The following is a 23,075-nucleotide window of genomic DNA, read 5'->3' as shown; positions in this document are numbered from 1 at the left end:
CTATGGCTTACTCTACCCTTACATACTATTACGGTTTTGCACTATTGATATTGGTGTTGTCAGGCTGTGACTCAAACGAAGCACTTTCGTTAAGTAAAAAAAGCATTATCTATTGTAGTGAAGGCCCTCCCGAAAGCTTCAACCCCCAAACAGTGTCCTCTGGAACGACAATAGATGCCACGTCACATCAGTTATATAACCGTTTAATTGAGTTTAGCCCTATCGATAATGCGATTATACCTGCTATTGCTAAATCTTGGCATGTGACACGTGATGGCAAAATGATCACTTTTTATCTTCGCAAGGATATTCAATTTCATCAAACTAGCTATTTTATGCCAACAAGGGCGCTTAATGCTGACGATGTACTATTTAGTTTCAATCGCATGTTGGATATCAACCACGAATATCACCCGATTTCAGGTGGCAAATATCCATTTTTTCAGAATGCTCAATTAGCCAGTTTGATTGATAACATAGAAAAAATTAATGACCACACCATTCGCTTTCGACTTGCACATTCTGACAGTTCATTTCTCGCCAACATTGGTGGTGATTCAGCCGTTATTTTATCAAAAGAATACGCCGACGAATTAGTCGAACTTAACGCTATGCCAGAAATAGATATGCTCCCCATTGGTACAGGGCCTTTTAAGTTTAAACAGTATAGTTCAGGGGCTTTTATTCGTTATGAACCTCATTCAGATTATTGGCGAGGTAAGTCAGAGCTTAAACAACTCGTTTTTGATATAACCCCTAGAGATACAGCTCGCTTAACTAAGTTATTAGCCGGTGAATGTGATGTAATTGCCTACCCTATTGCACATGAAAAAATTAAACAGCACCCCAATCTCATTTTAGAATCAGTGATATCTTTCAATGTGGGTTATTTTGGTTTCAATACCCGCAAACCGCCCTTTAACAATCCTTTAGTACGCAAAGCGTTATCCTACGCTATCAATAAGCAAGCAATTCTAGAGGCGGTTTATACCGGCCAAGCAGAAATTGCTAACGGCATTATTCCAAACTCTTCTTGGGCTTATGATGCAACGATCACAAGCCAAGACTATTCAATAGCTACGGCACAAGAATTATTAACGCAAGCGGGTTATAGCAATGGCTTTTCTATGGATTTATGGGCAATGCCTGTGCAGAGATCCTACAACCCAGATGCCATTACGATGGCAAAACTTATTCAGGCTGATTTACAAAAAATAGGGGTAGAGGTTAATATAGTGTCAGGTTATGAATGGTCAACTTTTTTACGAAAGGTTTCTGAAGGTGAGCATCAAAGTGTGCTATTAGGTTGGTCAGCTGACAACCCTGATCCCGATAACTTTTTTTCGTCATTACTCAGCTGCTCTGCAGCAAATACTGGCAGCAATCGCACCTTTTGGTGTAATAAAAAATTCGATCAGCTTATCCAAAAAGCGCTAAAAACAAATAACACTAATAAACGAAAAGCCTATTATTCAAAGGCGCTAAAATTGATCAATGAAGAAGTGCCATTAATTCCCATTGCCCATTCAAAAAGATATCAAGCACGGGATAATAGTGTAAAAGGCACTGTATTACGCGCCATCGGTGGGGTTGATTTTAACGGAGTTACAAAAAACTAATATGCTAATTTTTACTCTGCGTCGTTTTAGTTTATTCTTTTTTACCTTGTTGTTATTAACAATGTTGTCATTTAGTTTGAGTTTTTTATTTCCTGGTGAGCAACTCATTAACCTAACGGGCCAAATAAGTGCTTCACCAGAGCAGCTAGCGATTTTAGCTGATGAATATCAACAGCAATCGGGTTTACTGGGGCAATATGTCAGTTATTTGAAACACCTATTTCAAGGCGACATGGGTTATTCAATGACCAGCCACCTACCGATTTCAACCGAAGTACTTAACCGTTTACCTGCAACGGTCGAGTTGGCCAGCGTTGCTTTGTTAGTGGCAATGTTTGTTGGTATTCCCGTTGGCTTTTGTGCCGCGATTTACCACCGAAAAGCGGCTGACAATTTAATATTGACCATTGCAATGATTGGCTACTCAATCCCAGTTTTCTGGTTAGGCATACTTGCTATATTGGTGTTTTCTATCCAATTAGGTTGGTTTCCTTCTTCCGGACAAATAAGTCTTTTGTTCGAAATTAAACATATTACCGGTTTACAGTTAATTGATATTTTACTCAGCGACAGTCCGTATAAATGGCAAGCTTTTCAAGATGCCACTCGACACCTTATATTACCGGTTATTGTCGTGGCATTAGCACCCGCCACCATCTTTATGCGCTTAGCCCGCTCAGCTATGCTCGAAGTTTTAGACACGCATTACATTAAAGCGGCAAAAGCAAAAGGCTTAACCTTTAGTCAAATTATTTATCGTCATGCTATGCGTAATGCTATTATTAAAGTTATCAGAGATATAGGCTTACAATTTGCTAATCTGATTACTATAGCCATGGTGACAGAGGTTATTTTTAGTTGGCCAGGCATTGGCAGCTGGTTAATCGAAAGTATATATCAGCGTGACTATACCGCTATTCAAGGCGGACTTATTGTGCTTTCAAGCTTTATATTCATTGTTCACATTATTATAGATTTAGTCTATGCAGCGCTTAACCCTTTAGCTCGGGAGCCTCGTCATGGCACGTGATAAAATATACTTAGAAGAAGAGTTCCCAACACCACTGGTGCAGTTGTGGCATAACTTCAAACAACCTCCTGTTGTTATGATTGGATTTTGCTGTTTCTTATTTTTAATTGCGCTGGCAGTATTAGCCAATATCATTACGCCGTATTCCTCGGTGGAAAACCATTTAGATCACTTATTATTACCCCCGGCATGGAGTGATGATGGCGATGTCAGCTTTTTGCTTGGTACAGACAACCTAGGTAGAGATATGTTGTCGCGGTTAATTCAAGGTACCTCATTAACTTTTGGCTTAAGTATTATTGTGGTTATTGCCTCTTTAGCTGTTGGTGTTGTTATCGGTTCACTATCCGCCTTAACAACCGGGATTAAATCTAGCTTTCTTAACCATTTTCTCGATGTTATTTTATCCATTCCTTCCTTACTTTTAGCCATTATCATTGTTGCCATACTCGGTCCTGGTTTAGAGAACACCTTGTGGGCCATCATTATGGTGTTAATACCGCAATTTGTGCATGTAACCCGCAATGCTGTTAAGGAAGAGTTTGCCAAAGACTACGTACTGGCATCGCGTCTTGATGGCGCTAGTTCGATTAGAATTTTACGTTATTCTATTTTCCCCAATATTATCGAAAAATTAATTAGCCAAGCAACACTTGCTCAATCAGCTGCTATTCTCGACATTGCAGCACTAGGCTTTCTTGGTTTAGGTGCACCGATTCCTATGCCAGAATGGGGAGCCATGCTAGCTAATGGCATTGAGTTATTTTACATTGCTCCTTGGACCGTTTATCTACCCGGCTTAGCTATTTTATTTTCAGTTATCGCGACAAACTTGGTCGGTGAAGGCATGCGCCATGCCCTAAAAGTGCGCAAGGAAAACTAATGAACTTAATTGATATTCGCAACCTTTCGATAAAACTGCAGACTTCAACAAAGCCAATATTTGCTGTTGATCGAGTAAACCTGACCATGAAAGAAGGTGAGGTTCGTGGTTTAGTCGGTGAATCTGGCTCTGGAAAATCGCTATTAGCACAAGCGATTGTCGGTGTGTTAGATGAGAAGTGGGCAGTTGATGCTGACCGTTTTCATTGGCGCGGCAACGACTTAATGCGGTTATCTGCAGAAGAAAGAAAAGCGATTATATCAAAAGACGTCGCCATGATTTTTCAAGAACCTATGGCATGTTTAGATCCAACCACTACCATTGGCGAACAATTAGAAGAAGCCGTAGATGTTGAGCAACTAACGGGTTATTTTTGGCAAAAAAGACAACAGCGTAAATTGGCTGCTATTAACTTATTGCATAAAGTGGGTATCAAGCAGCATGAGGTCTGTGTGAAGAGTTTTCCTCATCAACTAACCGATGCATTATGCCAACGAGTAATGATTGCAATGGCTTTAGCACGTCGCCCTATGCTTCTTATTGCTGATGAACCTACTGCCGCAATGGAAAGTACCAATCAAGGCCAGATATTTCGTTTGTTAGCGAGCTTGAATCAGCTAAAAAATATGTCAATATTATTAATAAGTCATGATTTAGAAAATGTTACCCATTGGACCAACACTATTACCGTGATGTATAGTGGCCAATTTGTTGAAGCAGGCACCACAGAGCAAATTTTTAACCAACCTTATCATCCCTACACGCGCGCCTTGGTCGACAGTAGCCCAAAAGCTAACCGAATGATCCCAAATAAATCTCGACTAATGACATTGCCTGGTAGTATTCCTACTTTGCAACATTTACCGATAGGCTGCCGATTAGGCCCAAGGTGCCCGCGAGCACAACAAAAATGCGTGCACGCGCCAAAAATTAAAAATTTTCATAGCCATCAAGTCAGTTGTCATTTTCCACTGAAGGATAACTATTCGTGAGTGATGTTTTATTACAAGTCAGTAACCTGAGTAAAACCTATAAAGATAAAAATTATTGGTTTAATCGTAAATGCGTCACGGCACTTGAGCCTTTATCTTTTGATATTATGGCGCATAAAACGCTCGCAATTGTAGGCGAAACAGGCTCTGGAAAGTCTACGGTTGCAAAACTACTGGTTGGCGCTGAATTGCCAAGCACTGGCCACATTCGTTTAAATGGCCAAAGCTTAGAACCTGGTAACTTTAAGCAACGTTGTCAACATGTGAGAATGATTTTTCAAGACTCAGGCACCACCTTAAATCCTAGTCTGACGATAGAACAATTATTAGATGAACCACTGCAACTCAACACCGAGCTAAATGAAACTGAGCGCCATCAGTTGATCCGAGAAACTTTGCAAAAAGTTGGTTTATTAGCTGAGCATATGAGCTTTTACCCTCATATGTTTTCAGGGGGTCAAAAGCAACGTATTTCATTAGCACGGGCGATAATATTAAAACCACAAGTGATCATTCTTGACGAGGCTTTAGCATCACTCGACCCATCTTTACGTTCACAAATGATCAATCTATTGCTCGATTTACAACAGCAAATGGGGCTGGCATTTATATTAATCTCTCATAACCTTGGCATTGTCAGACACTTTAGTGATGAGATGATGGTACTAAGCAAAGGTGAAGTTTTGGAGTTTGGTAAAACTGCTGATATTTTGCAAAAACCGAAACACAAGTACACTAAAAGGTTGATAATGAGTCAACGTTTTCAACTGCTGCACCGTTAGCGTTAATGGCCAATTACTTGGTCTTAATGATTATAAGCAAGGCAAACAAGTTATCTGTTATAGCAAACTGATCATTTTATGTTTCAAATGAGCTAGCTACACCTACCTAATAAACCACTTCTTTTTACACAATAACATCGTTTAGTTATAGAACAATTAACCGGATAATTTTTTCAGTATTTATACTATCTGATGTTATACCAGTGTCATTAAATTATTACCCATTTGTGCGGGTTAACCAATAAAACTTAAACCCTAAGAAGCAAAAAACCAGCCTATTGGCTGGTTTTTTATTTAACGCTTTATTAGCTCAAATGATAGCTTGAGTTAGTATTGTGTCGTCGGTGCTTGCACTTGTTTGCGTACAATCTCTGCGCCAACTTTCAGCGATTCAACATAACTTAAATAAGCTGCTTGTGCCAATTGCTGAGTTAACTGCTGCGACAAGTTCGGTGAGTTAACCGCTGTACCTTCGTTAACTGCTTGCACTTCAAGTAATGCTAAATTGCCATTACTAAGATTGACTGTCGTTGCCGATACCACGTTTTCACTTGGACGAGGTAATTTGAAGGCTTCACGTGCCAAGCTTGCATCTAAGCCGCTACCCACACGTGCAACTGCGGCTTTAACTTCCATGGAAGCGCCAATTTCAGCTAATTGCTCAGTGATATCGCTTCCAGATTTGAATGCAACCAGCAATTCATCCGCAACGGTTTGAGCTTTTTCAGACGCTTTTTTCGCAAGCAAAATATTTTCAATTTGTGCGCTAACTTCAGCAAGAGGTTTAACACTCGCTGCTTGGTATTCATTTAAACGCATTACAATGGCTAAGCTATCGCTAACGTCAACAATGTCAGAGTTTAGTTGTTCATACACCACGATATCAGAAAAAGCCACATCAACAACATTACTGACATCAAAAGGTGTGTTATTAACACCACGCGTTAACCAGTCAGATGTTTTTATAGTGGCATTAATTGCGCCTGCAGCGTCGTATAAACTGTCAGGAAACTCGAAACTTAAACGCGCTACTTCTTGTTGAAGCTCAAAAAACTTGTCTTGCGCTTTTTCATTTTTAACTTTTGAGACAATATTGTCACGTACTTCAGCTAAGCTTTGCACTTTCTCAGCCTTATAATCAGTTAATTTAATGATGTGAAAACCAAAGTCAGTTTTAACCACATCACTAACACTGCCTATACCAGACAAAGCAAATACTGCATCATCAAATGCGGTGTCCATTACGCCAGCATCAATCCAATCTAGATCGCCGCCATTTTCGCCACTAAAAGTATCGGCTGAATGCTCTTTTGCTAATTCAGCAAAGTCTTCACCGGCATTTATTTTAGCAAGTAAGGTTTCTGTTTCGACTTTAGCTTTCGCTTCGTCATCACCAAATTCAATGAGAATGTGGGCAACGCGACGTTGTTCTTCGTCGCGGTATTGACTAATATTGTTCTTATAATAATCATCAACATCGGCATCGGTTAATGTCACTGTGTTGGCGATAGTGTCAACATCAAGTGTGATGTAGTTAACTTTTACTTGCTCTTGGTTTTCAAAACGCGATTTGTTGGCAAGATAATAGTCGTTAACTTCTTCATCGCTTAACTCGATACTCGCTTTAAATTGTTCCGCATTAATCGTAGCAAAACGAATGTCACGCTGTTGATTTTGTAAAGCAGTAAACATATCTTCTTGGTACGGTAAGCTAAATTCGCTTGCTACCAATGCTTGAGTTAATTGACGACGGGTCATTTCAGTGCGTAGATAGTCACGAAAATCAGCTGATTGATAAAAACCCGCTTGATTAATCATCGCTAAGTAACGATTGTTGTCAAAAACACCGTCAATTTGAAATTCTGCCATATTTTGAATGGTACTTTTAATTCGTTGATCTGCTACACGAATGGCAAGTGCCTCTGAGTTTTGATCGATAAGTTTTTGGTTAATTAAATTATCAACCACACCGTTACGAAAATTACTCATGTAACTAGGATCAGCTGATAATGTTTCAAACATTTCACCAAACTGCTGCGCCATACGGTTACGTTGTGCTTGATAAGCTTTATTAAACTCATCTTGTGATATTTTATCACCATTAACATCAGCCACTGAAGTATCAACTGAGTTGCTGTAACTACCAATGCCGGCAACAGCGAAGGTTAAAATAATAAAACCAAGAATAATCTTAGCCGTTAATCCTTGAGAGCTTTCTCGAATATTTTCTAACATCTTTATCTCTTTACACGAGGGTATTGTACTTTTCGGGCGATTTTAACTGCGACATTACTTTACCGCTATTATACGTTGTAATTATTGAGTAGCTGGTTAATTTATCAAAGTGTCAATTCACTTTAACAGCAAACTAATCAGGCTATTTCACTAACTTACACGCTTTAAAATCGCAATATGAACGGGCATGTTAGCCCAATAATAATAAAAATGAAACCCTTTTACTCTAGCGATGAAATAACGGTTAAATAACCATCATCCAAGCATAAAAAACACTAATATCATCAAGTTTAGCTTTAGATATTTTTTTATGGCTTTAATGGATTTACGGCTTATTGAGAATATCATCCAAGTTAGCTTGCTCTTGTGTTGATAAATCATGTTCATTTACCTTAACTTGACTACGTTTTCGTAAAACAAATATCACACCGATAATAAAACCGAAAAGAATAATCAATGGACCAAACCATAGAATATAAGTTTTTTCTTTCAATGGCGGTCGATATAAAACAAAATCGCCATATCGATAGACCATAAAGTCAATAACTTCTTGATCACTCATACCTTCTTGCAGCAGGTTATAGAGGTTATTTCTTAAATCTACAGCAATTTTAGAGTTCGAATCGGCTAAATTTTGATTTTGACACTTAGGACACCGTAACTCTTTGGATAATACTTGAAAGCGTAATTGGGTTGCTTCATCTTTAAATTCAAAAGTGTCTACTGGGCTAGCATTTACGCTAGTTACCATAAAAACACTCAGCAGCATGCTGCTAATAAACAAGCGAATAACATGCTGTAATATTAGGATTTTATTGTCTATTCTGTTTTGCATTAAGACGCTCCTGCTGCCATTTCTGCTTCAAGAGTTTCAATTAACGGCAGAAACTCTTTTTGCCATACCTGATCGTTAATCGGACCTGCAAAACGCTTACGAATGATACCTGTGTGATCAATAACAAAAGTTTCAGGCGCACCAAATACACCAATATCTAGACCAAGTGCACCCTGTTCATCAAAAATTGAGAATACATAAGGGTCTTGATATTGTTTTAACCAACTTAAAGCGGCCTTGTGATCGTCAGTAAAATTAAGGCCATAGAGCTTAATACGCGGATCACGAGCAATATTAAGCAAATATGGATGCTCATATTTGCATTGTATACACCAAGTCGCCCAAACATTAAGTAACACGATATCGCCTTGTAGATCATCTCGACCTACCCGTTGTTCAATCGATTTTAATGTTGGCAATTCAAAGTTTGGCAATGGCTTGCCTATCATGGCTGATGGCATCGACTGCGGATTAAGAAATAAACCTCGATATAATAATACCGCCAATAAAAAAAATAGAATTAATGGGATAAAACGAATAATACTTTTCACTAATTATGCCTCTTGTAAAACAGCGGGTTTAGTTTGGCTAAGCTTTTGTTCTGTTACCAGCACGCGCTTACGATAGCGTTTACTTAATATCGCTAAGAAACCACCTATTGCCATACAAAAACCACCTAACCATATCCAGATAATAAAAGGTTTATAATATAAGCGCATTGACCAGGAGTTTTGCTCTAGCGGATCACCTAAAGCGACGTAAATATCACGCCATAAGTTGGTATGAATGGCGGCCTCGGTCATCCCGGTACGTTGTACTTTATAAGTACGTAGCTCAGGCTTTAATAAGGTAACAAATTCACCGTCCAGTGAGACCTTAAGTTGCCCTTGAATTGCGCTATAATTTGGTCCTAAAACATCTTTAGTGCCGGCAAACTCTATCATGTAACCTGATAAATTAGCACTTTCCCCTGGCGCCATTTTTATGTTCATTTCTTTTTCATAGGTCGACACCATAGTCACACCAATAACCGTAATTGCAATGCCGGCATGGGCAAGCGCCATACCAATATGATTAAGTGGCACGGCTGAAAATTTCAAGCTACCGTCGGCCTGCTTAGCATTGATAAATACATCTTTTAAAACAGCTAAGACAATCCAACAACCTAACGTCATGCCAATGAATGCGCTTAGGCTAAATTCACCCGCATAGATAAACGGCCAAGCAGCACCAAAGAAGACACTAAAAATTGAAGTTTTATTTAAATGTTTAGCTAGTTCACCTTTACGCGCTTTTTTCCAGCGAGTAAGCGGCCCAACACCCATAAATAGAAATAGAGCGATCATCATAGGAACAAACACAGCATTAAAATAGGGTGCACCTACTGATATTTTTCCCAAGCCCATAGCATCGATGATTAGCGGGTAAAGTGTGCCTAATAAAATAGTCACTGTCGCCGTGACCAATATTGACATGGCAATTAAAATAGCGTTTTCACGTGAATAAAACGTAAAGCGGCTTGGGCTGCTAACATTTGCAGCTCTAAAGGCATAAAGCGTTAACGAGCCGCCAACGGCTATCGCTAATAATACCAGTAAGTAAATGCCGCGCTCTGGATCTACTGCAAATGAATGTACTGAAGTAATAACACCTGAGCGGACTAAAAAGGCTCCTAATAAAACCAAAGAAAAAGTAAAAATAGCCAGTAATAATGTCCAATGCTTAAAAGTGTTACGTTGTTCTGTTACTGCTAACGCATGAATCAGCGCAGTACCAGCAAGCCACGGCAAAAATGAAGCATTTTCAACAGGATCCCAAAACCACCAACCGCCCCAGCCAAGTTCATAATATGCCCACCAACTACCTAACGCGATGCCTACCGATAAAAATGACCAAGCGGCAACTGTCCATGGGCGAGACCAACGTGCCCATGCGGCATCCATTTTTCCAGCCATAAGCGCGGCAATAGCAAAAGCAAAAGCAACTGAAAAGCCAACATACCCCATATATAACATTGGTGGGTGAATGATTAAGCCAATATCTTGTAATAATGGATTTAAATCAAGACCTTCAAGCGGAAAGTTTGGTAATAAACGCTCAAACGGGTTAGAGGTTAATAGCGTAAATAAAATAAAGCCAACCGCAATCATGCCCATTACCGCTAAAACACGGGCAACAAACTCTTTTTCTAATTGCTTACTAAAAACACTCACCGCGAAGGTCCAACACGTTAAGGCAAAAACCCAAAGTAGCATAGAGCCTTCGTGTCCGCCCCAGATCGCACTGATTTTGAAATAATAGGGTAATAAACTATTAGAGTGACCGGCAATATATTTGACTGAAAAGTCATCTACCGTAAAGCTATAGCCTAATAAAAAAATACTGATTGCTACAAAGAAGAAAAGACCAAAACTCAATGGTTTGGCACTATTGATTAATTGATGATTGTTCTGCGCTACGCCAATCAGCGGCACTACGCTTAAACATAATGCAAACGCTAACCCGATAATGAGTGCGAAGTGCCCGAGCTCTGGGATCATGATAATTCCTGTAAATTAATGTTAAAACATTATTGGGACTAAGTTTAGCTGATTTTAACTAGTCAAGACTAGCGCCAAATCAGATCTTCTCTGCTTAAATATCACCCTAAATGTTACCAGAGGTAAGTTTTACAGTGATACTTAAGCCATTACCTTTATGGTACTTGTACTGATATTTTCATTGTTATTAAACTTTTTTCCATCGCATCAATATTAAGCGCTTCTGCTTTAAAGTCACCCGACTTAATACCCACACTACCTTGCATAGACACTACGGCGTAAATATGCACTTTATCCACACTACTTAAGCGCATTTGTGGCGTCATTGCTTGTGAATCATCTAAAACTATACTGAGCGGCAAGTCACTGGCTTTAATTTTTACAGCCGCTAAAGGCATTCTAGGCCCCTCTGTAGCAATGGCATATATGTATACGGTCTTATCTTCACCGTTGATCAATTGTTCTTGAACATTCGCCGCTAAAGATACCTCAATAGTAAGGTGTGGCAAGTTTGCCTCAAGTTCAGCACTACCGGCTCCAGAAGCTGTGTTTTTATTGCTCAAGCGCAATTGGTTTTTAGCTTCTTCTACAGCGCCCGCTAGCGCTTGTGTACTTATCCCTGGCCGGTCGCTATTTAAAACCACTTCCCAGTACTGCACTGCTTTAGCAAACTTTCGCTTGGTGAAACTATCCATACCTAAAAGGATATTGGTTGATGCGTCTAATGGGTTTAACACTAATGCCTTATCAATCACAGCTTGAATGTCTGAGCTCAATTGCTGATTATTTTTATAATACATCGCTTGAGCTTTTGGCCCTAATAACTCGGCATGCTCGCCAACTTGCTTCATTACGCCGTCAAACGCCTCAATCGCATTGTCAAACTCACCGGCAGAAATGTAGGCTTGACCTAAACTGAACAAAGCTTGTGAATTACTCGGGTCGTCTTTTACCTCGCGCTGAAGTTTCTGTAAACGACGAACTAGCATTTGTTCTGGGGTTAATTCACTCTGTGCGTTATTTTCATTACTCAGGACAGGTGAACTCAATTGTGCATACGAACCAAGGTTCATGTAGGTATATAAACTAAAGCTAACGACAGCCAATGCTATGCCTAGTGGCCATAACCATGATGTCTGTTGTTTTTCAACCCTTGACGATTTACTTAATGTAGCATCTTGCAAAAGTGTTTTATCTAACTCTGCTTTTAATTGTAGGTAACTGTCTTGCCCAATACTGCCCTCAGCCAAATCGTTTTCGAGAAGTGATAAGTGCTCATGGTAAAGTGTGACATTGGTTTCTTGACGAATATTTAGATTTTCTGCACCAATAGTATTTTTAGATGAAGAAAAAATACGCCAGACAATAATTAATGCAATCACTATTAATGATAAAACTGCCAGCCAGAATGTAGTCATATTATTTAATTTATACCTATGTTGATCAAATTATTTAAACTGCTGAGTATTAGCCCTGTAAGAGGTTTTAATTAAAGTTATTTAAAGCAATAAGTAACGTTTAACACCCTTGTTTATAAGTGGCATAGCGTAACAATTTTATCTGGTTTTTTCTAGCGATACCGTCGCAAAAAAGCCACATATTCATCGTAATAATAGTGGTTAATTAGTTGCGGTAAACTTGTCGTTGCTATAACCGCCTAATGGCTCAACTTTATTTTTCTAATATGCCAAATAACATTGCCCATTAACCCTAAGTGAAAGCTACCAATGCTATGTTTAATTGCAGGTAAACCTAGCCTAAATTGATTAGTAGCATAAATTAACTAGTACTATAAAAAGCACACAGAATTTTAAGAAGAAGTTAAAGAGGTAATTAAACCAGTTTTATTCCCTTTGGGTGCTTTATGCGGGATATTGATGAAGAGTAACCTAGCTGTGGTTTACTTTAACCAGCATAAGTGACCATAACTTAATGAAACTGGTATTAAGCTTTATAGTTTACTGAAGGAAGTGATGTTATTACGATTAGTCTTTTCAATGATAACTAATGCGCTAGAAACAATTAAGCCGCTTATAAAAGCGGCTTAATGTTCAATCTTTAGCAAAGCTATTAATTAAGCGTTGCAAGCATCTTTAAGTGCTTTACCAGCTTTAAAAGATGGGATTTTTGCTGCTGCGATTTCGATAGTCGCACCAGTTTGTGGGTTACGACCTGTACGTGCAGCACGGTCACGTACTGAGAAAGTACCAAAACCAACTAGTGCAACTTGCTCGCCACCCTTTAATTCTTCTGTAACTGCTTCGATAAATGAATCTAATGCACGACCAGCCGCAGCTTTAGAAATGTCAGCACCCGCAGCAATTTTCTCGATAAGTTGAGATTTGTTCACAGTGTATTCCCCTTCAATTGTTATTATTCAGCGCTATCTTCTGTTTAGCGTCCTGCAGAAACTTTATCCTAAGCTTCTTTTTGAACATAAAGCGCCGAGTTAAAGAAAACTAAAAATATTGATAATAATTTTTATCTCTACTAGGCCCCTTATAAATGGGGGCTCTAGCGTTGTTAGCGTCATTAACTTACCATAGTTTCAGCGTTTGAAAAGCGTTAATTACGTTTTTATCAATTTTTTTGCTATTTTTTTAAGTTTTTTAACAAAAACAGCTATTTTCTAACCACTTCCTTGTCTAACTGCCATTTATCAACAGGATGTTCTAAAGCAATGTTTAACACTTCATCTATCCATTTCACTGGGTAAATGGCTAGATCAGCTTTTACATTGTCAGGTATTTCTATCAAATCGCGCTCATTATCTTTAGGTATAATAACCGTTTTGATACCACCACGATGCGCGGCAAGTAATTTCTCTTTTAAGCCACCAATTGCCAGTACTTCACCACGTAAAGTAATTTCGCCAGTCATTGCCACGTCAGCTCTGACTGGATTACCGGTTAAACTTGATACTAATGCCGTACACATACCGACACCAGCACTTGGGCCGTCTTTCGGTGTTGCACCTTCAGGTACATGCACATGAATATCGCGTTTTTCATGAAAGTCACTATTAATCCGTAGCTTTTCTGTACGACTTCGCACTACCATCATTGCCGCTTGTATCGACTCTTGCATTACGTCACCAAGCGAACCCGTATAGCTCAACTTACCTTTGCCTGGCACAGAAGCAGTTTCAATGGTCAGTAGCTCACCACCGACTTGAGTCCAAGCAAGACCAGTGACTAAACCAACACGATTTTCATCGTCTGCTTTACCATAATCAAAGCGTTGCACACCAAGAAATTCTGATAAATTCGCTTGATTTATCGTTACCTTTTTGACGTTTTTATCCAATAAAATCGATTTAACCGCTTTACGACATAACTTAGAAATATCACGTTCTAAGCCACGCACACCAGCCTCACGAGTGTAATAACGAATAATACCGACAATGGCGCTGTCTTCTATTTCAATTTCTTTACTTTTTAAACCGTTGCGTTCTATTTGCTTATCAAGCAAGTGATTTTTCGCAATGTTAAGCTTTTCATCTTCGGTATAACCCGACAGATGGATAACTTCCATACGATCTAGTAAGGGGCCAGGAATATTCATACTATTTGACGTAGCAACAAACATCACATCAGATAAGTCATAATCAACTTCCAAATAGTGATCATTAAAGCTGCTGTTTTGCTCTGGATCTAGCACTTCTAATAATGCCGAAGCAGGATCGCCACGCATGTCAGAAGCCATTTTATCTATTTCATCTAACAAAAATAACGGATTTTTCACGCCAACTTTAGCTATTTTTTGAATTAGCTTGCCCGGTAGTGAGCCAATATAGGTTCGTCTATGTCCACGTATTTCAGCTTCGTCTCGTACACCACCTAGCGCCATACGGACATATTTACGACCGGTCGATTTAGCAATAGATTGTCCTAACGAGGTTTTACCTACACCCGGAGGCCCAACTAAACACAAAATAGGCCCTTTTAAATGACTAACACGTTGTTGAACGGCCAAGTACTCTACTATGCGTTCTTTAACTTTATCGAGTCCGTAATGGTCTTTATCTAACACTTCTTGTGCTAATTTAAGATCACGCTTTAATTTACTGCGCTTTTTCCACGGCACACTAATCATCCATTCGATATAGCTGCGCACAACCGTGGCTTCAGCTGACATGGGTGACATCATTTTTAATTTTTTTAATTCTGTTAAGGTTTTTTCTTTTGCTTCTTTAGGCATTTGCGCTGCTTCGATCTGCTTTTCTATTTGATCAGCTTCGTTCGTACCTTCTTCGTCATCACCTAATTCTTTTTGAATTGCTTTCATCTGCTCATTCAAATAATATTCGCGCTGACTTTTTTCCATTTGTTTTTTAACACGCGTGCGAATTTTCTTCTCAACTTGCAATAAATCGATTTCACCTTCCATTAACGCCATTAAAAACTCAAGACGTTCTGAAACATGGGTAATTTCTAGTACCTTTTGTTTGTCGACTAATTTAAGTGGCATATGAGCTGCCATAGTGTCGGCTAACTGCTCGGCATCATCAATACCTGAAACTGACGTTAAGACTTCCGGTGGTATTTTTTTATTTAATTTTACATAACCTTCAAACTGAGAAATAGCCGAGCGAATTAACACTTCAGTACTATCGTCAGGAACACCTTCAACACTTAAAAATGTAGCATTGGCGGTAAAGTATTCATCAGTTTCAACAAACTCAGTAATTTGAGCTCGACGCACACCTTCAACCAGTACTTTAACGGTACCATCAGGTAATTTAAGCATTTGCAAAATAGTGGCAATAGTACCGGTTTGGTACAAATCGCTCTGTGCCGGGTCGTCTACTGCAGCATCTTTTTGTGCAACAAGGAATATTTGCTTATCATTTTCGTTGGCAATATCAAGACAACGGATAGATTTCTCGCGACCAACAAATAATGGGATAACCATTTGTGGATAGACAACGACATCACGTAAGGCTAATACGGGAATTTCAACTACGCCAGATAACTCTTTAGTCATTGGTTACTCTCTCGGTGAATAGTATGATGTGATTTTTAAGGATATGTATTTGTATATGGGGTGTTTGTAAATACTTTCAACAGATGAATAAAAAAAAGTGACGTTAACCAAACTGGCTAACATCACTTTTTAGACTTAAATTAGCGAAATAATTATTCTGATGACGCTTTATCTTGCTGCGTTTCATAAATAATAATAGGTTTAGACTCGCCTCTAATGACTGTTTCATCAACAACAACTTTCACAGCATTTTCCATCGATGGTAATTCATACATAGTTTCGAGTAGAACCCCTTCGACAATGGAACGTAAGCCACGAGCACCGGTTTTACGCACCATAGCTTTATGGGCAATAGCGGTTAAAGCATCGGCTCTGAATTCAAGTTCAACATTTTCCATATCAAAAAGCGCAGAAAATTGCTTAGTTAAAGCATTTTTAGGCTCTTGTAAGATTTGAATAAGTGCCTGTTCATCAAGCTCTGTCAAGGTTGCAACGACAGGTAGACGGCCAATAAATTCAGGGATCAGGCCATATTTAACTAGATCTTGAGGCTCAACTTCTTGAAAAAGCTGTGTTAAGGTTTTTTCGTCGTCTTTGCCACGAACTGTCGCGCCAAAACCAATACCTGTGCCGGTTTGACAACGTTGTTCAACAACTTTATCAAGGCCTGCAAACGCACCACCACAGATAAATAGAATCTTTGAGGTGTCAACCTGCAAAAACTCTTGTTGTGGATGCTTACGACCACCTTGCGGCGGTACAGAGGCAATAGTACCTTCAATGAGTTTCAATAACGCTTGCTGCACACCTTCGCCCGAAACATCACGGGTGATTGATGGATTGTCTGATTTACGTGAAATCTTATCAATTTCATCGATATAAACAATACCACGCTGTGCTTTTTCAACGTCATAATCACATTTTTGCAGTAGCTTCTGAATGATGTTTTCAACATCTTCGCCCACATAACCCGCTTCGGTTAGTGTGGTGGCATCAGCCATGGTAAATGGTACATCTAATAAGCGCGCTAATGTTTGCGCTAGTAATGTTTTGCCACTACCCGTAGGGCCAATTAACAATATATTACTTTTGCTTAGCTCTACACCATTATGTGAGTCACCATTGCGCAAGCGCTTGTAATGGTTATAAACCGCAACAGCAAGCACTTTTTTAGCGTGTTCTTGCCCGATAACGTAGTCATCTAAGCTTTCACGAATTTCGATTGGCGTTGGTAAGCTTTCTTTATCTTGCTTAGGCGCAATTTCTTTAATTTCTTCGCGGATAATGTCATTGCATAACTCAACACATTCATCACAAACAAAGACTGAAGGGCCTGCAATTAACTTACGCACTTCATGCTGACTTTTACCACAAAATGAGCAATACAGTAACTTACCGTCATCACCGTCACCTGTTTTCATATCGGTCATACGGTACCTCTAATATTTTAAAAATTTTACAAACAAATACTGTTCAGTATTTCATAAATCGCGAGAATAACAACGCGCATCACAAAATAGAAGGTTATTTATCCATTCTTTGTTCTAGTATGGCATCAACTAAACCATATTCAACCGCGCTTTCAGCACTTAAGAAATTATCACGGTCTGTATCGTCAGATATTTTATCTAAGCTTTGGCCGGTGTGCTCTGCCATTAAACGATTAAGCTTGTCTTTGATATACAAAATTTCTTTTGCATGAATTTGAATATCAGAAGCTTGACCTTGAAAACCACCAAGAGGTTGATGAATCATGACACGAGCATTAGGTAAACAATAACGTTTGCCCTTTTCTCCGCCAGATAGCAAAAATGCGCCCATGCTAGCCGCTTGACCAATACAAACTGTGCTAATATTTGGCTTAATAAACTTCATGGTATCGTAAATAGCCATGCCTGCAGTCACAGAGCCCCCTGGAGAATTTATATATAAATAAATATCTTTATCTGGGCTTTCTGACTCTAAAAATAGCAATTGGGCAACGATCAAATTAGCCATATGGTCTTCAACTTGACCACAAAGGAAGATTACGCGCTCTTTTAACAGTCTTGAGTAAATATCGTAAGAGCGCTCACCTTTGGCAGTTTGCTCAACAACCATAGGTACTAAGGCACTTTCGGTCATACTCGTTAAATCGTGAGAATTATTTTGAGAAGTAAACAACTAACTTTCCTTTTATAAAAAAAATGGCTCATATGTCCCCATACAAGCCATTTAAGCGATTGCTCAGCAGAATGTCAATCTAAAAGGTCTATTTACCTTCAGGATTCATGATATCTTTAAAGCTGGCTTTTTTGTCTGTTACATTTGCACTGGCAAGTAACAATTCTACAGCTTGTTCTTCTAATGCAACATTTTGCATTTGTTGAGCAAGTTCTTTGTTAGTTTTGTAGTACTCAATAACTTCAGATGGATCTTCATAAGCTGAAGCTGCTGACTCAATTAAGTCAGTTACTTTAGCTTCGTCAACTTTTAATTCGTTAACTTTGATCACTTCACCTAAAAGCAAACCCGTTTTAACGCGGCGTTTCGCTTGTTCTTCAAACATTTCAGCTGGAAGCTCTGGTAAGTTATTAGGGTCCATTTGATCGGCAAAACGTTTCATAGCTTGCTTGCGCAATACGTCAACTTCTTGCGCAATAAGTGCCGCTGGAATATCTAATTCGCTAACTTCAAGTAGGCCTTCAATCACTTGCTCTTTAACTTTAGCTTTAACAGCTTGGTTAAGTTCGCGCGCCATGTTTTTGCCAACTTCTTCACGAAGTGCAGCAACACCACCAGTTTCTACGCCGAATAGTTTTGCAAACTCATCATCTATTTCTGGTAAAACGGCTGATTCAGTTGTATGCACAACAATATCAAACTCAGCAGTTTTACCTTTAAGCTTCTCAGCATGGTAATCGTCTGGAAAAGATACTGTGATAGTTTTTTCTTCGCCAGCTTTCATACCTATGATGTCTGTTTCGAAACCAGGGATCATACGACCTGAACCTAATTCAAGTTCAAAACCTTCAGCTTTACCACCTTCAAATTCTTCACCGTCAACGCGGCCATTGAAATCGATAGTTAGCTTATCGCCTGTCTTCGTTTTACGCTTGTTTTCTTTCCACGTTTTATGCTGATTTTGTAATGTTTCAAACATTTCATCAAGGTCAGCTTCGGTAACGTCGACTGCAGGACGTTCTACCGCTATCTTATCTAAATCTTTTAAAACAACATCAGGGTAGATCTCAAATGTTGCTTCAAATTCTAATGGTTGACCATCTTCGTTGCTTTTGGCAACAAATGCTGGACGACCGGCTGGGTTTAATTTTTCAGCAACAATCGCATCAACAAAGTTGCGTTGCATAAATTCACCAGCAACTTCTTGACGAACAGATTGACCATAGCGTTTTTGAATAACCGATGGTGGCACTTTGCCTGGACGAAAACCATTGATACGTTGGGTCTTACCGATGTGGCGAAGACGATTTTTAACTTCAACATCTACTGTTTCGGCAGGAACAGAAATCGTTAAACGACGTTCCAAACCTTGTGTAGTCTCAACTGAAACTTGCATTTAATTACCTCAAAAAACTTAGCGTTTGTACGCTTTCTATAACGCATCTAAATATAGTCAACAAAACTTTATAATAAAGTTATGTATGCAGCCTGCCAGTATTACTAGCAGAGCCCGGAAAATCCGAATAAAGATGTTCAGATTAAAATAATGACGCGAAATTATAGCGGTGCTTTAAACAAGAGTCGAGCATAGAACGCAAATAAATTAAAAATTTAATGCTATTGAGGTAATAATAGAAAGTAAGATTGCTATTTAGGAGGATTTAACTGAAGAATTTTAATAAAGTTGTTGGTAATGCAAGATTTGAACTTGCGACTGAACTTAGTGGAACCTAAATCAGTATTTAATTTTTTAAGCTACATACGGTAGTTAAATAAATCACATGAAACAATCAAAAATAAGAAGTGGTCGGTGATGCAAGATTCGAACTTGCGACCCCTTGGACCCAAACCAAGTGCGCTACCAAGCTGCGCTAATCACCGATATACTTTTTACTAAACCATACAAAAAATGGGGTGGCTAAAGGGACTTGAACCCTCGACAACCGGAATCACAATCCGGGGCTCTACCAACTGAGCTATAGCCACCACTGTATGGCGCGCCCTGTAGGATTTGAACCTACGACCCACGCCTTAGAAGGGCGTTGCTCTATCCAGCTGAGCTAAGGGCGCACATTGCCTACAGATGCTAAACAAGCTTCATTAGGTATAAAACTTGTCTTTTTTTATTTTAAAATAAAAACATTGAAAATAAAAAAATGGTCGGTGATGCAAGATTCGAACTTGCGACCCCTTGGACCCAAACCAAGTGCGCTACCAAGCTGCGCTAATCACCGACGTATGTTAAAAGAGCTTGCTCTCTCAACGGATGCGGATATTACCTAGTTGCCCGTTGTCCGTCAAACACTTTTTTTAAATAAATGTTCGTTCGCTCACTTTTACAGCATCTTGATTAAAATACCACTGATATTGGCTAATAAAATAAAAATATCACCATTATTTATCAATAAATAATTATTTCGACACGCTATGCATTTATTTTCTACAAATAGCTTTTCTATTATGCGAAAATAACCACGTTTTTTAGCCTTTTGTGAAGAATTATGACTGCAGCTCTTATTGACGGTAAGTTGATCGCCCAACAACTACGCCTTTCTGTTAAAGATAAAGTACAACAACGCATAAAAAATGGTCTGCGTGTTCCCGGATTAGCCGTGATTTTGGTCGGTTCAGATCCCGCCTCTCAAGTTTATGTTGGTAGTAAAAGAAAAGCCTGTGAAGAAGTTGGCTTTGTATCACGTTCTTATGACTTGCCTTTAACAACATCTCAAGAGCAACTGTTCAACTTAATTGATGAGTTAAATAACGATAATGCAATAGACGGCATTCTTGTTCAACTGCCCTTACCTGCAGGCTTAGATGCCAATTTAATTATTGAGCATATTAATCCATTAAAAGATGTTGATGGCTTTCATCCAAACAATGTGGGTAAATTAGCCTTACGCCAGCCTGGACTTCGTCCTTGTACGCCAAAAGGTATTATAAAATTAATCGCCTCAACTGGCGTAGAACCTCACGGCTTAGAGGCTGTTGTGGTCGGTGCATCAAACATTGTTGGTCGCCCTATGACACTAGAGCTATTACTCGCCGGTTGTACGGTTACCACCACCCATAGATTTACCAAAGACCTAGAAACAAAAGTAAGAAATGCTGATTTATTAGTGGTAGCTGTTGGTAAACCTGAATTTATTCCTGGTGAATGGATAAAAGCAGGCGCTATTGTTATTGATGTGGGTATTAACCGTTTAGAGAACGGCAAGCTAGTGGGTGATGTTGGCTTTACTAAAGCAAAAGAAAATGCGGGTTATATCACGCCAGTACCAGGCGGTGTGGGTCCAATGACGGTTGCTAGCTTAATAGAAAACACCCTTATTGCGTGCGAAGAGTTTCATAGTAAATAGTCTGGTTATTTGTCAATGTAAGCGCTGGTGCATTAATGCGCTGATGACACTGCCTGCATGGACGCAGGTATTGAGTTTTTGTCTAGAAAAAAACTGCCAGTACATCATGTACATAAAAGCCTGCTATTGCAGGCTTTTATCTTTATAATACGCTTGTACTAAGGTAACTCTAGCCTTTACGCCAGGTTGTACCGCCCGCACTATCTTCTAGAATAATATTCAATGCCGCTAGCTTATCGCGTGCGTCATCCGCCATTGCCCAATTTTTATTGGCACGGGCGTCATTACGTTGTTTAATCAAAGCTTCAATTTCTGCCACTTCATCGCTATCGCCATTCCCACCTTGTAAAAAATCTTCCGGTGAATTTTGCGCAACGCCTAATACTGCACCTAATGAAACTAAAATAAAAGCCAGTTTAGAGGCGGCTTCAATATCTGTTGCTTTGATGCGATTGATTTCTTTCGCTAATTCAAATAAAACTGGCATAGCTTCAGGACAATTGAAGTCATCATTCATCGCTTTTTCAAAACGTTGAACATATGCGTTGCCTTTTAACTCGACCTTAATGGGCGTGACGTCACGCAACGCCGTATAAATACGCTCTAAACTTGCACGCGCCTGCGTTAAGTTATCCTGTGAATAATTTAACTGACTACGGTAATGACTCGAGGTTAAAAAGAAACGCACACTTTCTGCATCATAGGCATCAAGCACGCTGCGCAAAGTAAAAAAGTTATTTAAAGATTTTGACATCTTTTCTTTGTTTATTTGCACCATGCCGCCATGCATCCAGTAATTAACGTACGGTGTATCGTGAGCACAACAAGATTGAGCTATTTCGTTTTCATGGTGTGGAAATTGTAAATCTGAGCCACCGCCATGAATATCAAAATGTTCACCTAAATGCTTTAGATTCATAGCGGAACATTCAATATGCCAACCTGGGCGACCTTTACCCCAAGGTGAATCCCAACTTGGCTCATCGGGTTTAGCCATTTTCCACAGCACAAAATCTAATGGGCTACGCTTTGCTTCATCAATATCAACACGAGAACCCGCTTGCAGCATATCTAAATTTTGCAAACTCAATTTGCCATAATTTTTATAAGTACTGACTTCAAACATAACATCACCATTACTGGCAACATAAGCATTTTTTCGCGCTATTAGGCGTTCAACCAAAGCAATGATCTCAACCATATGACCCGTAACCGTTGGGGCAATATCTGGGCGCATAATATTAAGATCATCAAAGTCTTGATACATTTGCTCGGTCATACGTAAGGTTAAGGCTTCACAGCTTTCACCGTTTTCATTAGCACGTTTGATAATTTTATCGTCAACGTCAGTAATATTACGCACATGCGTTAAGTCGTAGTCTAAATACTTTAAGTAACGGGCAATAATATCAAAGGCAACGTAGGTTCTGGCGTGACCGATATGACATCGGTCATAAATAGTAATACCGCAAACATATAAACCTACCTTGTTGGAAGTGATCGGCTTAAAAACTTCTTTTTTCCTGCTTAAGGTATTATAAATCTGCAACATAATGGCGCTTTTTCCTATCTAATATCAATACGTGATTAAATTCACTTATCCCCACAACGGGAATTATCGCAATTGTACCCCAAGTATGGGTATGAATCA

17 protein-coding genes and 4 tRNA genes are annotated in these 23,075 nt (G+C 39.2%); 6 read left to right on the top strand and 15 right to left on the bottom strand.

The annotated features are described in order from the left end of the window. Positions 1–2: 2 nt before the first annotated feature. The 5 genes from H4J65_RS15730 to H4J65_RS15710 are packed head-to-tail and all read left to right on the top strand — an operon-like array spanning position 3 to position 5,306. Positions 3–1,619, top strand: a complete 1,617-nt coding sequence (locus tag H4J65_RS15730) for an ABC transporter substrate-binding protein (protein WP_182136982.1) — start codon at positions 3–5, stop codon at positions 1,617–1,619. Between the two features lies 1 nt (position 1,620). Further along, positions 1,621–2,649 carry an ABC transporter permease subunit gene (locus H4J65_RS15725; protein ID WP_182136983.1) on the top strand — a complete coding sequence of 343 codons (1,029 nt, stop codon included), beginning with the start codon at positions 1,621–1,623 and terminating at the stop codon, positions 2,647–2,649. After that, positions 2,639–3,532, top strand: coding sequence for an ABC transporter permease subunit (locus H4J65_RS15720; RefSeq protein ID WP_182185010.1), 894 nt, complete (start codon positions 2,639–2,641; stop codon positions 3,530–3,532). Before H4J65_RS15725 ends, H4J65_RS15720 begins: the two co-directional genes overlap by 11 nt. Next, positions 3,532–4,524, top strand: a complete 993-nt coding sequence (locus tag H4J65_RS15715; protein ID WP_182136985.1) for an oligopeptide/dipeptide ABC transporter ATP-binding protein — start codon at positions 3,532–3,534, stop codon at positions 4,522–4,524. The genes H4J65_RS15720 and H4J65_RS15715 overlap by 1 nt, the downstream gene beginning before the upstream one ends. Further along, a complete protein-coding gene (locus tag H4J65_RS15710) occupies positions 4,521–5,306 on the top strand; it encodes an ATP-binding cassette domain-containing protein (protein ID WP_182198767.1) in 786 nt (261 codons plus the stop codon). The genes H4J65_RS15715 and H4J65_RS15710 overlap by 4 nt, the downstream gene beginning before the upstream one ends. Before the next feature lie 327 nt (positions 5,307–5,633). Here the strand turns inward: H4J65_RS15710 and H4J65_RS15705 are convergent, their stop codons facing one another. The 14 genes from H4J65_RS15705 to H4J65_RS15640 form a co-directional block, all read right to left on the bottom strand. Further along, complete coding sequence (locus H4J65_RS15705) at positions 5,634–7,541, bottom strand: SurA N-terminal domain-containing protein (protein ID WP_182198766.1); 1,908 nt, start codon at positions 7,539–7,541, stop codon at positions 5,634–5,636. 325 nt (positions 7,542–7,866) lie between these two features. Continuing rightward, positions 7,867–8,376: a cytochrome c-type biogenesis protein gene (locus H4J65_RS15700; protein WP_182198765.1), complete on the bottom strand. Its 510-nt coding sequence runs from the start codon at positions 8,374–8,376 to the stop codon at positions 7,867–7,869. Beyond that, positions 8,376–8,927, bottom strand: coding sequence for a DsbE family thiol:disulfide interchange protein (locus H4J65_RS15695; RefSeq protein WP_182185006.1), 552 nt, complete (start codon positions 8,925–8,927; stop codon positions 8,376–8,378). The genes H4J65_RS15700 and H4J65_RS15695 overlap by 1 nt, the downstream gene beginning before the upstream one ends. Before the next feature lie 3 nt (positions 8,928–8,930). After that, a complete protein-coding gene (locus H4J65_RS15690) occupies positions 8,931–10,916 on the bottom strand; it encodes a heme lyase CcmF/NrfE family subunit (RefSeq protein WP_182198764.1) in 1,986 nt (661 codons plus the stop codon). A gap of 155 nt (positions 10,917–11,071) precedes the next feature. Then, a complete protein-coding gene (ccmI, locus tag H4J65_RS15685; RefSeq protein WP_182198763.1) occupies positions 11,072–12,334 on the bottom strand; it encodes a c-type cytochrome biogenesis protein CcmI in 1,263 nt (420 codons plus the stop codon). Positions 12,335–12,990: 656 nt separating this feature from the next. Then, positions 12,991–13,266, bottom strand: coding sequence for a nucleoid-associated protein HU-beta (gene hupB / locus H4J65_RS15680; RefSeq protein ID WP_146880417.1), 276 nt, complete (start codon positions 13,264–13,266; stop codon positions 12,991–12,993). Positions 13,267–13,538: 272 nt separating this feature from the next. After that, on the bottom strand, positions 13,539–15,902 hold the full coding sequence (lon, locus tag H4J65_RS15675; RefSeq protein WP_182136991.1) for an endopeptidase La: 2,364 nt from the start codon (positions 15,900–15,902) through the stop codon (positions 13,539–13,541). Between the two features lie 152 nt (positions 15,903–16,054). Further along, entirely contained in the window at positions 16,055–17,332 is a 1,278-nt protein-coding gene (clpX, locus tag H4J65_RS15670) for an ATP-dependent protease ATP-binding subunit ClpX (RefSeq protein ID WP_182136992.1), read from the bottom strand. Between the two features lie 94 nt (positions 17,333–17,426). Further along, positions 17,427–18,026 (bottom strand): ATP-dependent Clp endopeptidase proteolytic subunit ClpP, encoded by a 600-nt coding sequence (gene clpP, locus H4J65_RS15665; RefSeq protein ID WP_182137037.1) that lies wholly within the window; start codon positions 18,024–18,026, stop codon positions 17,427–17,429. Between the two features lie 127 nt (positions 18,027–18,153). Continuing rightward, positions 18,154–19,461, bottom strand: coding sequence for a trigger factor (tig, locus tag H4J65_RS15660; protein ID WP_182185003.1), 1,308 nt, complete (start codon positions 19,459–19,461; stop codon positions 18,154–18,156). Between the two features lie 408 nt (positions 19,462–19,869). After that, a tRNA-Pro gene (locus H4J65_RS15655) sits at positions 19,870–19,946 on the bottom strand. Between the two features lie 29 nt (positions 19,947–19,975). Next, positions 19,976–20,051 (bottom strand) — tRNA-His (locus H4J65_RS15650). Between the two features lie 7 nt (positions 20,052–20,058). Further along, positions 20,059–20,135: transfer RNA gene (locus tag H4J65_RS15645), tRNA-Arg, on the bottom strand. Between the two features lie 87 nt (positions 20,136–20,222). Continuing rightward, positions 20,223–20,299: transfer RNA gene (locus tag H4J65_RS15640), tRNA-Pro, on the bottom strand. Positions 20,300–20,566: 267 nt separating this feature from the next. Between H4J65_RS15640 and folD the strand changes: the two genes are divergently transcribed. Beyond that, positions 20,567–21,424: a bifunctional methylenetetrahydrofolate dehydrogenase/methenyltetrahydrofolate cyclohydrolase FolD gene (gene folD / locus H4J65_RS15635; protein ID WP_182136994.1), complete on the top strand. Its 858-nt coding sequence runs from the start codon at positions 20,567–20,569 to the stop codon at positions 21,422–21,424. 169 nt (positions 21,425–21,593) lie between these two features. Here folD and cysS read toward each other — a convergent pair whose 3' ends face one another. Continuing rightward, entirely contained in the window at positions 21,594–22,976 is a 1,383-nt protein-coding gene (gene cysS / locus H4J65_RS15630) for a cysteine--tRNA ligase (RefSeq protein ID WP_182198762.1), read from the bottom strand. Positions 22,977–23,075 lie beyond the last annotated feature (99 nt).

The sequence above is a fragment of the Colwellia sp. MB02u-9 genome, assembly GCF_014077085.1.
In the GTDB taxonomy this organism is placed as follows: Bacteria; Pseudomonadota; Gammaproteobacteria; order Enterobacterales; family Alteromonadaceae; genus Cognaticolwellia.
This window is presented reverse-complemented; position numbering and strand designations above follow the sequence as displayed.